Origin of the sequence: Streptomyces griseus (genome assembly GCF_900460065.1) — a bacterium.
GTDB lineage: Bacteria > Actinomycetota > Actinomycetes > Streptomycetales > Streptomycetaceae > Streptomyces > Streptomyces griseus.
Window position 1 is genome coordinate 331,023 of record NZ_UAVD01000028.1, and the last position, 16,311, is coordinate 347,333.

The following is a 16,311-nucleotide window of genomic DNA, read 5'->3' on the forward strand; positions in this document are numbered from 1 at the left end:
GACCGCCCGAAGGCGCCGCCCCATGAACCGGAAGCAACCGCTCGTCTCCGTCGTCATCCCCAACTACAACTACGGCCGCGCGCTGGAGCTCTGCCTGCGCGCCGCACTCGCCCAGACCTACGAGCCGCTGGAGGTGCTGCTGATCGACGACTGCTCCACCGACGACTCGGTCGCCGTCGCCGAGGCCTGCGGCGTCCGGGTGATCAGCACCGGCGTCAACAGCGGAGTGGCCACCACCCGCAACACCGGGGCGGCCCACGCCCGCGGCGAGATCATCGTCTTCGTCGACTCCGACGTGGCGATGGAGCCGGACGCCGTCGCCAACGCCGTGGCCCTGCTCGACTCCGACCCCCGCATCGGCGCGGTCTGCGGCACCTACGACGCCGAACCCCTCATCCGGGACAGCCTGGTCGAGGAGTACCGCTGCCTCCACCAGTTCTACTGGCTCGCCGAGACCGAGGGCCGCATCGGCACCCTGCACACCGCGATCTGCGCCATGCCCGCCCGGGTCTTCGCCGAGATCGGCCCCTTCAACCCCCGGCTGCGGCACACCGAGGACGGCGACTACGCCGCCCGGATCTGCCGGAGTTACGAGGTCCACAGCTCCACCGCCGTGCGCGGCCGGCACGACCACGACGACACCTGGCGGGTCGTGCTGCGCAAGGTCTTCCACCGCACCCGGCTGCACATCCCGCTGTACGTCCGCCGCGGCGACCTCCCCGGCGGCATCGCCACCGGGCCGCGCGCCGGAGCCAGCGTCGCGGCCCTGCTCGCCCTGCTGACCCTGCCGCTCGGCCTGATCGCCCCGCCCTGGCTGCTCGCCCCGGCCGCCCTGCTGGCCTTCACCCTCCTCGCGGACACCGCCCTCCACCGCTTCGTCCTGCGCCGCCGGGGCCCCCTGTTCGCCGCCTACTTCGCCTTCACGCACACCGTGGTCAACGCGGTCATCGCGGCGGGCGCGGGCGTCGGCGTCCTCCAGTGGCTGGCCTCCCGCCGCTTCCGCCGCCTGTACGAGCCGGGGGAGCACCTCGCCCCGGTGCGGGCCGCCGGATGACCGGGACCCTGACGGCGGGCGGCTCGGCGGACCGCCCCGGCGCCGTTGACCCGGACGCCCCCGACGCCGTACCGGACACGCCGCCGCCCGCACCCGGGGATACGGCGGCCCCGCCCCGCCGGTGGCCCGGCCGGCTGCTGCTGGCCGTCGCCGTCCTGTGGGCCCTGTTCGTGGCCGCCCGCGCCCTCCTCAGCGGCCGGTGGTGGGCGTGGAACGGCCTCGGCCTCGCCCCGCCCGTCCTCCATCTGGTCTTCCCGCTCGTCCTGTTGATCCCGGCCGCCCTGATCCGGCACGGCCGGCGGGCGGCGGTGGGCGTCGTCCTGCTCTCCCTGCTGCTCGGCTCCTGGCAGACCGGACTGCACCCCGGGGCCCTCCTGCGCGGGCAGCCCGCCGTGCCCGCCGGAGCGCTGAAGGTGGTCAGCTGGAACACCTTCTTCTGGGACCAGGACAGCGACACCGACGCCTTCTACGCCTACCTCAGGTCCCGCTCCGCCGACGTCTACCTCCTCCAGGAGTACCAGAACGCCCGGGGCGACGAACCCGCGCCGATCGACGACCTGGCCAGGATCCGGAAGGAGTTCCCCGGCTTCCACATCGCCACCGAGGGCGAGTTCCTCACCCTGTCCCGCTTCCCGATCACCTCGGCGCGGGCGCTGCGCCCCGACGGGCTCGCCCCGCCCGACACCTCCTGGGCCGACTACTGGAACGTCCGCGTCCTGCGCACCGACATCGACGTCGACGGCCGGACCCTGTCCCTGTACAACACCCACCTGCCCGATCTGCTCAACGTCGACCGCAACCCGCTGACCCCCGCCTACCACCGCTCCGTACGGCAGCTTTCCGAGCGACGCGACCGCCACTTCGAGGCGCTGCGCGAGGACCTCGACGGCAACGGCCACCCGGTGGTCCTCGCCGGGGACCTCAACGTGCTGCCGGGCACCGGGGACCTGCGCTGGTTCGACGGGCTGCGGGACGCCGCCGACGCGGGGGACTCGGTGTACCCGGCGACCTTCCCGGTCAGCGGCCCGGCGCTCTGGCGGCTGGACTGGGCGTTCGTCTCGCCCCGGATCGACCTGCACCGGCAGTCCGTCCAGGACCCGCCCGCCGCGCTCTCCACCCACCGGCTGATCGATCTCCGCCTCTCCCTGCCCGCCCCCGGGGCGTCCGCCCCGGCCACCGAGAAGGACCGGTCATGACCCGGCGCTCCACGCGCTCGCCCCGCTTCGACGCGACGATCGTGCTGACCTACTACCTCCCGTACACCAGCGGACTCACCGAAGTGGCCCGCACGGTCGCCGAGGGGCTGGCCGCGCGGGGCCGCCGGGTCGCCGTCGTCGCCTGCCGGCACGATCCGGACCGCCCCGTACGGGAGACCGTGGGCGGCGTCGAGGTGTTCCGCGCCCCGGTCGCCGCCCGGCTGGGACGCGGGGTGATCAGCCCCGGTTTCGCCCCGCTCGCCGGGCGGATCGCCCGCGCCTCCCGGGTCGTCAACCTCCATCTGCCGATGCTGGAGGCCGGGCTCGTGGCCCGCCTCGCCGGGAGCACCCCCGTGGTCGCCACCCACCACGACGACGTCTGGCTGGCCGGGGGCGCCCTCGCCCCGCTCCAGGTGAAGGCCGTCGACGCCTCGGTGGCCGGGGCGCTGCGCCGATCGGCGGCGGTGGTCGTCAACAACGTGGACCACGCCGAGCATTCGCGCCACTATCCCCTGATGCGCGAGCGCCGGCTGCTGGCCATCGCCCCGCCCTGCCGCGAACGCGAGCCCGCCCCCGCCGCGTTCCGCGAGACGGCCGGGCCGCACTTCGGCTTCCTCGGCCGGATCGCCCCGGAGAAGGGGCTGCACCACCTGGTCGACGCCTTTCGGACGATCCCGGACCCCGAGGCCCGGCTGCTGATCGCCGGCGACTACTCCAAGGTCGCGGGCGGCAGCGTCGTCGGGGCCCTGCGCGCCCGGGCCGGCGACGACACCCGTATCCGGTTCACCGGCTTCCTCGCCGACGAGCGGGTCGCGGGCTTCTACGCCTCGCTGGACGCCTTCGCCCTGCCGTCCGTCGCCGAGGAGTCCTTCGGCATCTCCCAGGCCGAGGCGATGATGCTCGGCGTCCCCTCCGTCGCGAGCGACGCCCCGGGCATGCGCGTGCCGGTGTCGGAGACCGGTTTCGGCCGCCTCTTCCCGCCCGGCGACGCCCGCGCCCTGGCCGGGGCGCTGCTGGACGTGGCCGCCTACGCGCCGGAGCGCCGCGCGGAGGGGGGCCGTGACGCCCGCGCCCGGTACGGGACGGACAGCTGCCTGGACGCCTACGACGCGCTGTTCCAGGAGGCCGGGGCCGCACAGGGAGCCCCCGCGTGACGACGATCGGCCAGGTGGCGGCGGCCGGTGCGAACGGGCCTCTCGCCGGGGGCGGTTGGGTGCTGTGGGCCGGCGGGGCCTGGGCGGTCTTCCTGGCCGCGCACCTCGCCCTCAACGGCCGCTGGTGGTTCTGGCTGCTGCCCTCGCTGCTGCCGCCGCCCGTGTTCGTCGCCCTGCCCGCCCTGCTCCTGGTGGCCGCGGGGGCGACGGGGGACGTCACGGCCGCCGTCGTGGCGGGCGCGGCCCTGCTGCTCGGGGCCCGGCAGTCCGGCCTCGTGCCCGGCGCGCTCGTACGGGGGAGGCGCCGCCCGCCGCCGGCACCGGACGGGGCGGTACGCGTCGTGTCCTGGAACACCCAGCACTGGTGCCAGTCCACCGACCCCGAGCCCTTCTACGCCTTTCTGCGCGGGCTCGACGCCGACGTCTACCTCCTCCAGGAGTACCACCACGACGAGTTCGACGGCACGTACCGCCTGATCGACGACGAGCGGCGGCTGCGCGAGACCTTCCCCGGCCACCGGGCCGTCATCGCCCGCGGCCTGATCACCCTGTCCCGGCTCCCGGTCGTCGCGACCGTCGAGACGGCCGCCCGCCGGACCCTGCGGGTGGACCTGGAGATGCCGGGTGACGGTCGGATTCTCGCCACCTTCAATGTCCACATCCCGGTACAGCTGCGACTCATCAGCCCGTTGCGCGCAGACTTCTACCGCGCGGTCCGCACCCGGGCCGCTGACCGGGAACGGGAGTACCGGGGACTCCTCGCGGACGTCGCCGGCTGTCCCCATCCGGCCCTGATCGCGGGGGACTTCAACACCACCGCAGCGATCGGGGACGCCCGCCGCATCGCCCGCCTGGGCTCCGACGCGGTCGCCCTGTCCGGACGCCTCTGCCCCACCTCGTGGCAGGCCCGTCCGGGGCTGCGCTGGTGGCGGCTGGACTGGGTGCTCACCACACCGGGCGCCCGGGTCCACCGCTACCGCTTCCGCGACCCGCGCGGCCTGTCCGACCACAGCGTCCAGGAGGTGTCCGTGTCGCTCGCCGAACCGGACCACCGGGCCCGCACCGACCTCCGTATCCGCCACCACGACGGTCTCCGCCACCACGACGGTCTCCGCCGGCACGACGGTTTCCGCCATCACGACGAAGGAACTCACCATGCGTTACCGCTACCTGGGAAAGACCGGCCTGCGGGTCAGTGAACTCTGCCTCGGCGCCATGACGTTCGGCCGCGAGGCCGACGAGACCACCAGCCACGCCCTGCTGGACCGCTTCACGGAGGCGGGCGGCACCTTCGTGGACACGGCCGACATCTACTCCGCCGGAGCCTCCGAGGAGATCCTCGGCCGCTGGCTGAAGAGACAGCGCCGTGACGACGTGGTGATCGCCACCAAGGTGCGGTACGGCACGGGGGAGGGCCCCAACGACCGGGGGCTGGGCCGCAACCACCTGATCGCCGGGGTCGAGTCGAGCCTGCGCCGGCTGGGCACCGACCACATCGACCTCTACCAGGTGCACGCCTGGGACCCCGGCACCCCGCTGGAGGAGACCCTCGCGACCCTGGACGCCCTCGTCACCTCCGGCAAGGTGCGCTACATCGGGGCCAGCAACTTCTCCGGCTGGCAGCTCCAGAAGGCCGTCGACCTCAGCCGTGCGAACGGCTGGGAACCCTTCACCGCCCTCCAGCCGCTCTACAACCTGCTGGACCGCTCCGCCGAGTGGGAGCTGATGGAGGTCAGCCGCAACGAGGGCCTGGGCGTCATCCCGTGGAGCCCGCTGCGCGGCGGCTGGCTGAGCGGCGCGATCCGGCGCGGTACGGAGCGACCGCCCACGGGCACCCGCGTGGAGACCGCCGAGAAGCTCGGCTGGGGCGAGTCGTGGAGCGCGTACGAGGGGGACGAGCGCACCTGGCGGGTGCTGGACGCCCTGCACGAGGTCGCCGGACGCACGGGCCTCGCGGTGCCGGTCGTGGCCCTCGCCTGGCTGCTGGGCCGGCCCGGGGTCACCGCCCCCATCGTCGGCGCCCGCACCCTTGAGCAGCTGGAGACCAACCTGGGCGCGGCGGACCTGGACCTCGACCCGGCCGACGCGGCCCTGTTGACCGCCGCGAGCGACCAGGTGCTCCCGTACCCGTACAGCGTCATCGAGATGGACCCCGAGCTGCGCTGACGCACCCCGTGTGACCGAAAACGGGCGGTGGCCCGGGGACGAGCTCCCCGGGCCACCGCCCTGTGCGTACCGCGCCGTCCGTGGTGGTGCTCAGTCCGTGGGCCGCTTCAGGCGGGCCACGAACTTGTACCGGTCGCCCCGGTACACCGATCGCACCCACTCCACGGGTTCGCCCTGGCCGTCCACCGAATGGCGGGACAGCATGAGCATCGGCAGCCCCACGTCGGTGCCGAGCAGTCCCGCCTCGCGCGGCGTCGCGAGCGAGGTCTCGATGGTCTCCTCCGCCTCGGCGAGGCGCACGTCGTACACCTCGGCGAGCGCGGTGTAGAGCGAGGTGTACTTCACCAGCGAACGGCGCAGCGCCGGGAAGCGTTTGGCCGAAAGGTGCGTGGTCTCGATCGCCATCGGCTCCCCGCTGGCGAGCCGCAGCCGCTCGATGCGCAGCACCCGGCCGCCCGTCGAGATGTCCAGCAGGCCGGCGAGCGTGTCGTCCGCCGTCACATAGCCGATGTCCAGCAGTTGGGACGTCGGCTCCAGTCCCTGGGCACGCATGTCCTCGGTGTACGAGGTGAGCTGGAGGGCCTGGGAGACCTTCGGCTTGGCCACGAAGGTGCCCTTGCCCTGGATGCGCTCCAGCCGGCCCTCCACGACCAGCTCCTGGAGCGCCTGGCGCACGGTGGTGCGCGAGGTGTCGAATTCGGCCGCCAGGGTGCGTTCGGGCGGCACGGGGGTGCCGGGCGGCAGGGTGTCCGTCATGTCGAGGAGATGGCGCTTGAGCCGGTAGTACTTCGGTACGCGCGCTGTGCGCGTACCGGTACCGGTCTCGCCCCCCGTACTGCCCCCTTCGGCGCCCATGGCCCGCCTTCCCGACGCTTGCGTTGCTGCCGTCACCGGCTCCTCCGTCTGTCGCGGCTCACATGGTGGCACGGTCCGGTCACGGGTCGTCGCCCTCCCTTAGGTGTCGGTCCTATAACGGACGCGAGTGCACTTCTTATACACCCTTGACACCCCTAAAGGTCTAGGCCAAGCTCCCGGTACTGGTCTAAACCATTAAAGACCAGGTCCAGCCCCAGCAGAACTCGTCGAATGTCTTCGCGGTGGGTGGGGTTGCAGCATCCCTGAGGAGGGTTTGACGTGAAGCGCAAGCTCATCGTGGCTATTGGTGTCGCGGGCATGTTGGTTTCGATCGCGGCGTGCGGTTCGGGTGACAAGGACTCGTCCGCCGACCCGAAGGACCGCAAGGAAGACCTGACCGTCTGGCTCATGGGCGAGGCCCAGTCCACCTGGCCGGAGCTGGTCAAGGACGTCAACGCCGAGTTCAACAAGAAGTACCCGGGCGTCAAGGTCAAGGTTCAGTACCAGCAGTGGGCCGACAAGGTCAAGAAGCTGGACACCTCCCTCGGTGGCGACAAATTCCCGGACGTCGTGGAACTCGGCAATACCGAGACCATGCAGTACATCCTCAATGGTGCGCTCGGAGAAATCGACCCCAAGAAGTACGAGAACTCGGACACCTGGATCAAGGGTCTGAAGGACACGTGCTCCTTCGAGGGCAAGACGTACTGCGTTCCTTACTACGCCAGCGCCCGTCTGGCCGTGTACAACAAGGACATGCTGAAGGCCGGCACCGGCAGCGACGCCCTCCCGCAGACCGAGACCGAGTTCCTCGCCGCGATGGACAAGGTCTCCGCCGAGCTCGGCAAGAAGGACAAGCGCGCCTCCTCCCTCTACTTCCCGGGCCGCTACTGGTACGCCGCGATGTCCTACGTCGCCGCCTACGGTGGCCAGATAGCGTCGTACGACGAGGGCAGCAAGGAGTGGAAGGCCGCCCTGTCCACCCCGGAGGCCCAGAAGGGCATCCAGCACTTCGTCGACCTGGTCAAGAAGTACAACAAGGCCGACGTGACGAAGGACGAGCAGGACCACGCCAACGTCATGGCCAACGAGAAGGCCGCGGTCATCTACGGCCAGGCCTGGGAGGCCGGCAGCGTCACCACCGGCGAGAACGGCAACCCGAAGCTCGAAGGCAAGATCGCCACGGCCGGTATGCCCGGCCCCGAGGGCAAGGCCCTCCCGTCCTTCATCGGCGGCTCGGACCTCGCGACCATCTCCAAGTCCAAGGTCCAGGACCTCGGCGAGGAGTGGATCTCCCTCTTCACCAACGCGAAGTCCATGGAGGTCCTCGCGTCGAAGAACATCCTCCCCAACAACGAGAAGCAGCTTGAGCCGCTGAAGCAGAAGCCGGAGACCGCCGCCATCGCCAACGCGGTGCCGGACGCCTGGTTCACGCCGATCGCGCCGGGCTGGGCCTCCGTGGAGAAGGAGGAGATCCTCCAGAACATGCTCCTGGAGATCGTCAAGGGCGCCTCCGTGGCCGACGCCACCAAGAAGGCCGACGAGAAGATCAACGCGCTGATCAACAAGGAATCCTGACCTTCCGATCGCCAGGCGGGGCCCGGCGTCAGCGCCGGGCCCCCGCTCCTTTCCCCGCAAGTGAACGCCGTGAATTCCGGGGCCCGCCCCGGACCCGCGATGGAAGGTCAGCCACGTGTCTGCCGCTGATACCAAGGCCGCCGGGCCGCCGGTCCCCGTACCACCCGACCCGCAGACGACCGGGAAGTCGTCCTCCCACGACGATGCGCCCCGGGTGCAGAAGAGGAAGCGGAAGAAGGGGGAACTGCTCCCCTATCTCCTGATCCTCCCGGCGATCGTGGCGATCGCCGCCGTCTACCTCTACCCGCTCGGCAAGACGGTCATCATGTCCTTCCAGGACATGGGCCGCCGTGAGCTGTGGTCCGGCGAGCCGGCGCCATGGGTCGGCCTGGAGCAGTTCACCAACATCCTCGGCGACTCCGAGTTCTGGTGGGTCACCTTCCGCACGATCGTCTTCATGGCCATCTGCGTGGTGCTGACCATGGGCCTCGGGCTGCTGATCGCCCTGCTCATGCGCAGGCTCTCCAACTGGGTCCGGCTCGTCCTCACCGCCTGCCTCATCGCCGCCTGGTCGATGCCGCTGATGGTGGCCGCCTCCATCTTCCGGTTCATGGCCGACTCCGACTACGGACTGATCAACACCCTGATCGCCAAGGTCGTCGGCGAGGACTGGCTCGGACACAACTGGTACCTCAACCCCATCCAGGGCTTCGGCATCATCACCCTGCTGGTCGTCTGGGGCGCCATCCCGTTCGTCGTCGTCACCCTGTACGCCGCCCTCACCCAGGTCCCCAAGGAACTGGAGGAGGCCGCCGCCCTCGACGGCGCCAGCGCGTACGGCATCTACAAGTTCGTCACCTGGCCGGTCATCAAGCCGGTCTTCACCATGGTCGCCACCCTCTCGGTGATCTGGGACTTCAACGTCTTCGGCCAGATCTGGCTGCTGCGCGGCAACAAGCCCGAGCCGGAGTACGAGACCCTCGGCCTCTACTCCTACTCCAAGGCGTTCGAGTCCACCTCCTTCAGCCAGGGCACCGCGATCGCCCTGATCACGGTGCTGCTGCTGTCCGGCGTGGCCGTGTACTACCTGCGCCAGCTCATGAAGACGGGAGAGGTCGAATGAGCAGCTCGACCCAGACGACACAGGCGCTGCGGCCCGACCGCAAGAAGAGCCGGCTCCACCTCGACATCGTCGGCCTCGGCATCGCCCTGGTCATGGTCTTCCCGGTCTACTGGCTGATCATCAGCGCCCTGCGGCCCAACCGGGAGATCCGCAGCTACGACCAGACGCTCTGGCCCACGTCGATCACCTTCGACAACTTCGTCCGGGCCACGGAGCAGCCGAACTTCGGCACCGCCATCCAGTCCAGCCTGATCGTCGCGGTCACCGCGGTGGTCGGCGGCATGATCATCGCGACCCTGGCGGCGCTGGCCATCGGCCGGTTCCGGTTCTTCGGCCGCAAGGCCCTGGTCCTGATCATGATCCTGGTCCAGATGCTGCCGCCCACGGCGATGCTCATCCCGATCTACGCCCAGCTCAACGCGATGGGCGGGATCGACGAGTACTGGGGCCTGATCGTCGTCTACCTGGTCTCCACGCTGCCCTTCGCCACCATCATGATCCGCGGCTTCGTCGTGAACATCCCGGTGGAGCTGGAGGAGTCCGCGATGGTGGACGGCTGCACCCGCTTCCAGGCCTTCCGTCGCGTGATCTTCCCGCTGCTCGCCCCCGGGCTCGCCGCCGCGTCGATCTTCGCCCTGGTGAACGCGTGGAACGAGTACCTCTTCGCGTACATCCTGATCAACGACAACTCCAAGTACACGCTGAACGTATGGCTCATGACGTTCACGACCGAGCGCGGAACGGACTACGGCGCCCTCATGGCGGCGTCGACCATGATCGCCATCCCCGTCGTCGTGTTCTTCATGATCATCCAGAAGAAGATGGCCACCGGCCTCACTTCCGGCGCTGTGAAGGGATAGTGCGGGCCCATGACCACCCTCGTTTCCACCACGGACACCCTGACACGTGACGCGCTCGCGGTGCTCCAGCCCGGGTTCACCGGCACCACCGCGCCGGACTGGCTGCTGCGCCGCGTCGGCGAGGGGCTCGCCTCCGTCGGCCTGTTCGGCCGCAACATCACCTCGCCGGAGCAGCTCTCCGCCCTCACCGAGCGGCTGCGCTCCGAGCGGGAGGACGTCCTCGTCGCCATCGACGAGGAGGGCGGCGACGTGACCCGCCTGGAGGTCACGCACGGCTCCTCCTTCCCCGGCAACTTCGCGCTGGGCTCGGTGGACGACGTCGACCTCACCCGGGCCGTCGCCCAGGAGCTCGGCCGCCGCCTCGCCGAGTGCGGCGTCAACCTCAACTGGGCGCCGTCCGCCGACGTCAACTCCAACCCGGGCAACCCGGTCATCGGCGTGCGCTCCTTCGGCGCCGACACCCGGCTCGCCGCCCGGCACACCGCCGCGTACATCGAGGGGCTCCAGGCCGCCGGCGTCGCCGCCTGCACCAAGCACTTCCCCGGACACGGCGACACCGCGGTGGACTCGCACCTGGCGCTGCCCCGCATCGATGTGGATCTCGACACCCTGCACGCCCGTGAACTGGTGCCTTTCCGGGCCGCCATCGCGGCGGGTTCCAAATCGGTGATGAGCGCGCATATCCTGCTTCCCGCACTCGACCCGGACCGTCCGGCGACCCTGAGCCCGCAGATCCTCACCGGTCTGCTGCGCCAGGAGCTGGGCTACGACGGCCTGATCGTCACCGACGCCGTGGAGATGGACGCCATCGCCGGTACGTACGGCATCGAGCGCGGGTCCGTCCTCGCCCTCGCGGCGGGCGCCGACGCCATCTGTGTGGGCGGCGGCCTGGCCGACGAGGAGACGGTGCTGCGGCTGCGCGACGCCCTCGTCGCGGCCGTGCGCAGCGGGGACCTGACCGAGGAGCGGCTCGCCGACGCGGCCGCCCGTGTACGAGCCCTGGCGTCCTGGACGCAGAGGGTCCGGGGGGACATCCGGGAGTCGGGCGCGGCAGTGCAGGAGGGGACCGCGCCCGGCACCGGAGTCAGCTCCGACATCGGTCTGGTCGCCGCCCGCCGCGCGGTCCGGGTGACCGGCTCGGGCGACCGGCTGACCGGGGCGTCCTACGTCGCCTCGTTCAGCGCGGTGGCGAACATCGCGGTCGGCGACGAGACCCCGTGGGGCATCGCCGCCGAGCTGGAGCGGATCCTGCCCGGCACCGGCTCGGACACGTACACCGACCAGTCCACCGCCCCGGCGGACGCGATCCTGGCGGCTGCGGGGGAGCGGCGCATCGTCGCCGTCGTCCGCGACGAGCACCGGCACGCCTGGATGGGCGCCGCGCTCGACGCACTGCTGGCGGCCCGCCCGGACACGATCGTGGTCGAGATGGGCCTGCCGCAGTCGGACCCGCGCGGCTCGCTGCACATAGCGACCCACGGAGCGGCCCGCGTCTGCGGCCTGGCGGCGGCGGAAGCGATCACCGGTACGAAGGCCTGACCCGCCGGGACCCGTACGGGCCCGATGCGCCGGAACCCCGTACGGGCCCGGCCCGCCGGGATCCGTACGGGCCGGCCACGATCAAGCGCGTCCGGCGATCGAGGACAGAGCCTCCCGCCGGACGGGCTGCACCCTGCGGCGCACCGGACGCCACACGGCTCAGGGCCGGGACACCACGACGGTGTCCCGGCCCTGAGCCGTGCGGGAACGAGGGGCGTGGGGCGAAGCCCTACAGGCCCTGCCACCCCGGCTTCGCCGCGTAGGTGGCACGGAAGTAGTCCGCCAGCTTCAGCTTCGACGCGGCGGCCTCGTCCACGACCACCGTCGCGTGCGGATGCAGCTGGAGCGCCGAGGCCGGCACGATCGAGGCGACGGGGCCCTCCACCGTCTGCGCGACGGCCTCCGCCTTGCCCTCACCGGTGGCCAGCAGGATCGGGTGGCGGGCGTCCAGGATCGTCCCGATGCCCTGCGTGATCACGTGGTGCGGCACCTGCTCGATGTCGTCGTCGAAGAAGCGCGCGTTGTCCACCCGGGTCTGCTCGGTCAGCGTCTTGATCCGGGTGCGGGAGGCGAGCGAGGAGCACGGCTCGTTGAAGCCGATGTGTCCGTCCGTGCCGATGCCCAGGAGCTGGAGGTCGACGCCGCCGGCCTCGGCCAGCGCCCGGTCGTAGGCCTCGCAGGCCGCCTGGACGTCCTCGGCCGACCCGTCGGGGCCCATGAAGGAGGCCTCGGAGAGCCCGAGCGGCTCGATGACCTCGCGCAGCACCACGGAGCGGTACGACTCCGGGTGGCCCGCGGGCAGCCCGACGTACTCGTCGAGCTGGCAGATCCGGGTGCGCGACGCGTCGACGGCGCCGGAGGCGACCTTCGCCGCGAGCGCGCGGTAGATGGGCAGCGGGGTCGAGCCGGTGGCAACGCCGAGCAGGGCGTCGGGCTTGCGGGCGATCAGCGCGGCGATGGCCTCCGCGATCAGTTCGCCGCCTGCCGCGGCGTCCGGGACGATGACAACTTCCACGCTGTGCCTGCCGATCTGACTAGGGGAGCCGGTGGTATAGACCAATCAAGTTCCCAATTTAGCAGAATCGGGCAGCCGTACGGTGAACAGTCCGCCCATCGGCACGCGCGCGCCCGGGCGCGCGCCGCGCACCCCGCGCGCCCGCCTACCCGCACGCACCGGCCCGCTGGCGGGGCCCGGCATTGCCTGGTCGACTGGGGAGGCCCGACCGGAGCGGCGTGGAGCGCGCACCCCCGCGCACGCGCCGTCCCGTACGCCGACAGCGCAGGAGGCCCCTCATGTCCGCCACCCCTCCGGCCGGCCCGGGCGACGAGCCCGGCCGCATCATGTCCGGCGAGATGGCCGAGCAGCCCGCGATGCTCCGCCGCATCCTCGAACAGGGAGCGTCCCGCATCCAGGAGGTCGCCGCCGAGATCGCCGCCCGCAGGCCCCGGTTCGTGCTGCTCACCGCCCGGGGGACTTCGGACAACGCGGCGCTGTACGCCAAGTACCTGCTGGAGATCCGGCTCGGGCTGCCCTGCGGACTGGCCTCGATGTCCACCACGACGGCCTACGGCGCCCGGCCGGACCTGCGGGACGTCCTGGTGGTCACCGTCAGCCAGTCGGGCGGCTCACCGGATCTGGTGGCCTCCACGAGGGCCGCCCGGGAGGCCGGGGCCGTCACCCTCGCCGTCACGAACAACCCGGACTCCGCCCTGGCGGCGGTCTCCGAGTACCACATCGACATCCTGGCGGGCCCGGAGAAGGCCCTCCCCGCCACCAAGACGTACACCGCCTCCCTGCTCTCCCTCTATCTCTTCGTGGAGGGGCTGGGCGGCCGCGACGGCCGCGAAGCCGCCGCGGGCCTGCCCGACCTCGCGGGCGCGGTCCTGGGGCGCCGGGCCGAGGTCAAGGCGCTGGCCTCCCGCTACCGCTTCGCCGAGCGCATGGTGATCACCTCGCGCGGCTACGGCTACCCGACGGCCAAGGAGGCGGCCCTGAAGCTGATGGAGACCAGCTACATCCCCGCCCTCTCCTACTCCGGCGCGGATCTGCTGCACGGGCCGCTGGCGATGGTCGACAACATCTCCCCGGTGATCGCCGTGGTCACCGACGGCCGGGGCGGCGAGGCCCTCCAGCCCGTGCTGGACCGGTTGCGCGGACGCGGCGCGGATCTCTTCGTGGTCGGCCCCAAGGCCCAGGTGGAGGCGGCCTCGGCCGGCTTCTCGCTGCCCACGGCGGGTGTCCTGGAGGAGTTGCAGCCGATCCTGGAGATCCTGCCGCTGCAACTGCTGGCGTACGAGGTGACGATCGCCCGCGGGCAGGACCCGGACGCGCCCCGTGCCTTGGCGAAGGTCACCGAGACCCGCTGACGGCCCCCGGAAACACCCGCGGGCCGCGGCGCCAGAACGGGACCCTCAGCCCGTCCGGCACCGCAGCCCGGAGCTACCTGGCCGGCGGTGTGCGGTGCCCCCGGCCACTGGAGGCACCGGCGCAGTCAGGGCAGAGAGTGCCGGAGCCTCGGTCCGCTCTCCTGTGCGGGGAGAGCGGAGATCTTGATGAACATTGTGGACTAGACCAATTGCCCGTGTCCATCCATGTGCACGACATTCTCGGTGCACGAGATTCTCGGGCGGTGCCCCGCGCCTGTCCACCGTCGTACCCATGGCACGGCCCCGCGGGCCGATCGGTTCGAACGCCCGCGGTAACCACAGGTACGCTCCACAGGTGCCCTCCATGAACGACCTCGTCCGCCAGCACACCGCTCTGAGCGACACCGACCTCGAGTGGCTCCATCTGCTGGTCTCGGAGTGGCAGCTGCTCTCCGACCTGTCCTTCGCCGACCTGGTGCTGTGGGTTCCCACCCGCGACGGCACGCGGTACGTCTCCGTCGCCCAGATGCGCCCCAACACCGGGCCCACCTCCTACCAGGACGACATGGTCGGCCACCTGGTGCCGCGCGGCCGGCGCCCGCTGCTGGACGCGGCCCTGGACGAGGGGCGGATCGTGCGCGAGGGCGACCCGGAGTGGCGCGAGGAGGTGCCCGTACGGGTCGAGTCCATCCCCGTGCGCCGCGAGGGCCGGGTGCTCGGCGTCATCGCCCGCAACACCAACCTGCTCACCGTGCGCACCCCCTCCCGGCTGGAGCTCACCTATCTCCAGTCCGCCTCCGACCTGGCCCAGATGATCGCCGCCGGGGCGTTCCCCTTCCCCGGTCAGCAGGTCGACATGGACGCCTCCCCGCGGGTGGGCGACGGCCTGATCCGGCTCGACGCCGACGGGATCGTCCAGTACGCCAGCCCCAACGGCCTCTCCGCCTACCACCGCCTCGGCCTCGCCTCCGACCTGGTCGGCCACCACCTCGGCACCACCACCGCCGAACTGGCCCCGTCCCGCGGGCCGGTGGACGAGGCCCTGGTCAAGGTGGCCAGCGGCTACGCGCCCCGCGAGTTCGAGGTCGAGTGCGCGGGCGGCGTGATCCAGCTGCGGGCCATCCCGCTCAAGCCCAAGGGCGTCCGCATCGGCTCCCTGGTCCTGCTCCGGGACGTCACCGAACTGCGTCGCCGCGAGCGCGAGTTGATCACCAAGGACGCGACCATCCGGGAGATCCACCACCGGGTGAAGAACAACCTCCAGACGGTGGCCGCCCTGTTGCGGCTCCAGTCCCGCCGGATGGACTCCGAGCAGGGCCGCGAAGCGCTCAACGAGGCGGTCCGGCGCGTCGGTTCGATCGCCATCGTCCATGAGACGCTGTCCCAGAATCTGGACGAGCGGGTCGAGTTCGACGAGATCGCCGACCGCGTCATCGCGATGGTCTCGGAGATCTCGCCGGGCAAGGTGACCTGCCGGCGCACCGGACGCTTCGGCATCCTCGACGCCGAGGTCGCCACTCCGCTCTCCATGGTGCTGACGGAGGTTCTGCAGAACGCCCTGGAGCACGCCTTCGCCGTGGCCGACCACGGGGCGGTGGAGGTCTCGGCCGTGCGCGGCGGATCGCCCACGGACGGGCGGCTGCTGATCACCGTCACCGACGACGGGCGCGGGCTGCCGGAGGGCTTCGACCCGAAGCAGGCGGGCAACCTCGGGCTCCAGATCGTACGGACGCTGGTGGAGGGGGAGTTGGGCGGCACGTTCGGCATGGTCCCGGCGCCCGAACGCGGCACCCAGGTGGTGCTGGACCTCCCGGTCCGCGCCGACAAGTAGGCGAAGCGGCGCGGACCGGCCGGGCGGGAAACACCGGAGCGCACAGCAGAGCGGGCCCGGACCGTGGTGACGGTCCGGGCCCGCTCCGTGATGCTCACGTTGCGATGCGCTCCGGGGTACTGCGCGCTGCGACTCGAAGGCGGGGCTGTGCGTACGCTCTGTACGCGCCGCCGGGCTGAGGCTTGGTGCGGTTCTCGCTCAGGCGCTTGCGTTGCGCGCCCGGTTGCGGGCGGCGCGGCGCTTCATCGCGCGGCGCTCGTCCTCGCTGAGGCCACCCCAGACGCCGGAGTCCTGGCCGGACTCGAGCGCCCACTGCAGGCACTGCTCCATGACGGGGCAGCGGCGGCAGACAGCCTTGGCTTCCTCGATCTGCAGCAGCGCAGGACCGGTGTTGCCGATGGGGAAGAAAAGCTCAGGGTCTTCCTCACGACAAACGGCGTTGTGACGCCAGTCCATGGCTGCTACCTCTCCTTGGTATTACACGCTTGTTGCTTGTGAATGTGAACGCTTTCACGAATCCCCCCGCAGATGACGGGCCGACCCCCAGATGGACTGGGTGTGGTCTGTGATGGTGAGGAGGGGTTCTGG

Annotated in this window: 14 protein-coding genes; 11 read left to right on the top strand and 3 right to left on the bottom strand. The window is 71.4% G+C overall.

All coding sequences use genetic code 11. The features are described 5' to 3' along the window. Positions 1 to 22: 22 nt before the first annotated feature. From DTB53_RS19255 to DTB53_RS19275, 5 genes are read left to right on the top strand one after another with little or no spacing between them, the layout of a single operon-like run. Entirely contained in the window at positions 23 to 1,054 is a 1,032-nt protein-coding gene (locus DTB53_RS19255) for a glycosyltransferase family 2 protein (RefSeq protein ID WP_012379101.1), read from the top strand. After that, positions 1,051 to 2,250 carry an endonuclease/exonuclease/phosphatase family protein gene (locus DTB53_RS19260; protein ID WP_012379100.1) on the top strand — a complete coding sequence of 400 codons (1,200 nt, stop codon included), beginning with the start codon at positions 1,051 to 1,053 and terminating at the stop codon, positions 2,248 to 2,250. The genes DTB53_RS19255 and DTB53_RS19260 overlap by 4 nt, the downstream gene beginning before the upstream one ends. Continuing rightward, on the top strand, positions 2,247 to 3,404 hold the full coding sequence (locus DTB53_RS19265) for a glycosyltransferase family 4 protein (RefSeq protein WP_012379099.1): 1,158 nt from the start codon (positions 2,247 to 2,249) through the stop codon (positions 3,402 to 3,404). Before DTB53_RS19260 ends, DTB53_RS19265 begins: the two co-directional genes overlap by 4 nt. Beyond that, positions 3,401 to 4,603, top strand: coding sequence for an endonuclease/exonuclease/phosphatase family protein (locus DTB53_RS19270; RefSeq protein ID WP_012379098.1), 1,203 nt, complete (start codon positions 3,401 to 3,403; stop codon positions 4,601 to 4,603). Before DTB53_RS19265 ends, DTB53_RS19270 begins: the two co-directional genes overlap by 4 nt. Next, a complete protein-coding gene (locus DTB53_RS19275; RefSeq protein WP_042496150.1) occupies positions 4,560 to 5,570 on the top strand; it encodes an aldo/keto reductase in 1,011 nt (336 codons plus the stop codon). Before DTB53_RS19270 ends, DTB53_RS19275 begins: the two co-directional genes overlap by 44 nt. Positions 5,571 to 5,660: 90 nt before the next feature. On the opposite strand, the gene DTB53_RS19280 is transcribed toward DTB53_RS19275, so the two are convergent. Further along, positions 5,661 to 6,425, bottom strand: a complete 765-nt coding sequence (locus DTB53_RS19280; RefSeq protein WP_003966387.1) for a GntR family transcriptional regulator — start codon at positions 6,423 to 6,425, stop codon at positions 5,661 to 5,663. Positions 6,426 to 6,704: 279 nt separating this feature from the next. Here DTB53_RS19280 and DTB53_RS19285 point away from each other — a divergent pair, with 279 nt between their 5' ends. From DTB53_RS19285 to DTB53_RS19300, 4 genes are all read left to right on the top strand, one after another. Continuing rightward, positions 6,705 to 8,003, top strand: coding sequence for a sugar ABC transporter substrate-binding protein (locus tag DTB53_RS19285; protein ID WP_012379096.1), 1,299 nt, complete (start codon positions 6,705 to 6,707; stop codon positions 8,001 to 8,003). Between the two features lie 115 nt (positions 8,004 to 8,118). Next, the gene (locus DTB53_RS19290; protein ID WP_003966385.1) at positions 8,119 to 9,126 is read left to right on the top strand and encodes a carbohydrate ABC transporter permease; all 1,008 of its coding nucleotides are present in this window, start codon (positions 8,119 to 8,121) and stop codon (positions 9,124 to 9,126) included. Next, positions 9,123 to 9,986 (top strand): carbohydrate ABC transporter permease, encoded by an 864-nt coding sequence (locus DTB53_RS19295; protein ID WP_003966384.1) that lies wholly within the window; start codon positions 9,123 to 9,125, stop codon positions 9,984 to 9,986. The genes DTB53_RS19290 and DTB53_RS19295 overlap by 4 nt, the downstream gene beginning before the upstream one ends. Before the next feature lie 9 nt (positions 9,987 to 9,995). Continuing rightward, positions 9,996 to 11,525 (top strand): glycoside hydrolase family 3 protein, encoded by a 1,530-nt coding sequence (locus DTB53_RS19300; RefSeq protein WP_003966383.1) that lies wholly within the window; start codon positions 9,996 to 9,998, stop codon positions 11,523 to 11,525. Between the two features lie 229 nt (positions 11,526 to 11,754). Here the strand turns inward: DTB53_RS19300 and nagB are convergent, their stop codons facing one another. Then, positions 11,755 to 12,540, bottom strand: coding sequence for a glucosamine-6-phosphate deaminase (gene nagB, locus DTB53_RS19305; RefSeq protein ID WP_012379095.1), 786 nt, complete (start codon positions 12,538 to 12,540; stop codon positions 11,755 to 11,757). Between the two features lie 278 nt (positions 12,541 to 12,818). Between nagB and DTB53_RS19310 the strand changes: the two genes are divergently transcribed. Together DTB53_RS19310 and DTB53_RS19315 are read left to right on the top strand one after the other, a co-directional pair. Further along, positions 12,819 to 13,892 (top strand): SIS domain-containing protein, encoded by a 1,074-nt coding sequence (locus DTB53_RS19310; RefSeq protein WP_012379094.1) that lies wholly within the window; start codon positions 12,819 to 12,821, stop codon positions 13,890 to 13,892. Between the two features lie 364 nt (positions 13,893 to 14,256). Then, positions 14,257 to 15,723 carry a sensor histidine kinase gene (locus DTB53_RS19315; protein ID WP_003966380.1) on the top strand — a complete coding sequence of 489 codons (1,467 nt, stop codon included), beginning with the start codon at positions 14,257 to 14,259 and terminating at the stop codon, positions 15,721 to 15,723. Between the two features lie 198 nt (positions 15,724 to 15,921). Here the strand turns inward: DTB53_RS19315 and DTB53_RS19320 are convergent, their stop codons facing one another. Further along, positions 15,922 to 16,179, bottom strand: a complete 258-nt coding sequence (locus DTB53_RS19320) for a WhiB family transcriptional regulator (protein ID WP_003953983.1) — start codon at positions 16,177 to 16,179, stop codon at positions 15,922 to 15,924. Positions 16,180 to 16,311: the final 132 nt, after the last annotated feature.